A 1,994-nucleotide genomic window follows, 5' to 3' on the forward strand; every position below is an offset into this window, starting at 1 on the left:
TCCGTTTTGTGCGGACCGGATTCGCCTCCATTCAAAATCGAGCCTTCCGGTTCAACAATGACCGTTTTAATTTGTTCATTTTGTTCCTTCAAGTATCGGGAAGTTCCCATGAACGTACCGCCCGTTCCTGCGCCTGCAATGAAAATATCGATCTCTCCGTTGAGATCGTTATAAATTTCAGGTCCAAGTGTTTCATAATACGTATCAGGATTCGCCTGATTATTGAATTGCTGCGGGCTGAATGAATTCGGGATTTCCTTGCAAAGCTCTTCCGCTTTTTTAATAGCACCCCTCATGCCCTCTTCTGTCGGGGTATTCACAACTACAGCCCCAAGGGCACGCATGAGCTTCTGCTTTTCCTGGCTGAATTTTTCAGGTGTCACGAACAACACTTTAAAGCCGTGTCCGATTGCAGCCAGAGCCACTCCGATTCCGGTGTTTCCAGCGGTTGGCTCAATCAGTGTTCCACCAGGCTTTAATAAGTTTTTCTGCAATGCATCCTCAATCAGTTTTAAACCCAGCCGGTCTTTGATGCTACCGCCTGGGTTCATGAATTCAAGCTTGGCAAAGATTCGGGCTTGATTCGGGATTTCTGAATGAGTGAGTTCGATCATTGGCGTATGACCGATCAAAGATTGAACATCTTTTACGTAACTCATCGCATTCTCACCCTCCGATTTTATTAAAAAACTTCCGTCCATTCATCGCGTTTATTCAAAAGTTCACGCGCAAGCTCTTGAGCTCCCTCAAGACTGTGGCTCGCTGCGAATCCGCACTGAACTTCGTTACATGCTGGAACTTCATCTGCTTCAAGTACATCATTCAACGTTTTTTCAATAACATCAAGAACGTTGTCATAGCTGTCGTCATTCAAAATAGCGATATAGAAGCCAGTCTGGCAGCCCATAGGACCAATATCTACAATACGGTCATGATGATTACGACTATTTTCAGCCATCAAATGTTCTAGAGAGTGAAGAGCAGGCATTTCCATATGCTCTTTGTTCGGCTGCTTGATGCGAAGATCATATTTATAAATTTTATCGCCCTTATCCCCTTCGGTTACTCCGACGAGACGTACATAAGGTGCCTTGACTTTCGTATGGTCTAAGTTAAAGCTTTCAACGTTCATTTGTGTCATACAATCATTCTCCTTTTTTGGCCTGGATCAGCCAGGCGTATTTGTTCAGTTGTTTAAAAGATACCTCAAATCCATGCTCTAAAAACATCTCTCTAAGTTCTTCGAGATACCCATAGTATTCTTCCTGCAAATCTTGAGCTAAATTTAAAAATCCAGCTTTTTCAGCATCTTTGATCAACTGCTGTTTATGTGCTTCATCCTTGAACAAGGTGTCGATAAAGATCACCTGTCCATTTGGTTCTAATTGTTGATGATATTGCTTAATCGCTTGTTTCTTTTCATCTGTATTCAAATGATGAAAAGCAAACGAGCTGATGATTGACCTGATTGGTGTCAGCAAAGAAGGATATTCAAGAAAATCTCCTTCGTAAATCGCTGCTTCCGGGCACTTGACATTGGCGATCCGACGCATTTCTTTCGAAGGTTCAATGCCGAAAACGACCTTATTCTGATCGATGATCTTACGAGTAAGATTCGCTGTCCCTACTCCGAACTCCATAACAGGAGATAAGGATAACTCAGCCAGCTTCTCGAGCATCTCTTCATAACCATCGAAGACTTCACGATATTCCGGATCGTTCCCGGCTACCGTATCATCATAAGAGCTCGCCCATTTATCAAAAAGGTCAACAAACTCTACACCCATTTGGTTTCAACCCCTTAATATTTATAATTCCTATAAGTTAACTTGGAATTACACGTATAATGTATCATATTTCAAAACAAACCTCAATGGTATAGGTCTATGACCTATTTTTGGAAATGTGATTTTTTAAAAAGTGGATTTATCAGCGAAAAAGTGGATTTATCAGCGAAAAARTGGATTTATCAGCGAAAAARTGGATTTATCAGC

The 1,994-nt window shown here is 41.6% G+C and carries 3 protein-coding genes; all 3 read right to left on the reverse strand.

The window, feature by feature from the left end; all coding sequences use genetic code 11:
- The coding region (locus LD39_RS20895; protein WP_035553399.1) for a PLP-dependent cysteine synthase family protein at positions 1-659 on the reverse strand (659 nt) is incomplete at its 3' end.
- A gap of 23 nt (positions 660-682) precedes the next feature.
- Positions 683-1,141, reverse strand: a complete 459-nt coding sequence (locus LD39_RS20900) for an S-ribosylhomocysteine lyase (protein WP_035553402.1) — start codon at positions 1,139-1,141, stop codon at positions 683-685.
- A gap of 4 nt (positions 1,142-1,145) precedes the next feature.
- On the reverse strand, positions 1,146-1,787 hold the full coding sequence (locus LD39_RS20905) for a class I SAM-dependent methyltransferase (protein WP_035553406.1): 642 nt from the start codon (positions 1,785-1,787) through the stop codon (positions 1,146-1,148).
- Between the last annotated feature and the right edge of the window lie 207 nt (positions 1,788-1,994).

It is taken from the genome of Halobacillus sp. BBL2006 (assembly GCF_000786645.1).
GTDB lineage: Bacteria > Bacillota > Bacilli > Bacillales > Halobacillaceae > Halobacillus.

Excerpts from the sequence above, each read along its gene's own strand:
- LD39_RS20900 (WP_035553402.1), bottom strand. The coding sequence starts at position 1,141 with ATGACACAAATGAACGTTGAAAGCTTTAACTTAGACCATACGAAAGTC.
- LD39_RS20905 (WP_035553406.1), bottom strand. The coding sequence starts at position 1,787 with ATGGGTGTAGAGTTTGTTGACCTTTTTGATAAATGGGCGAGCTCTTAT.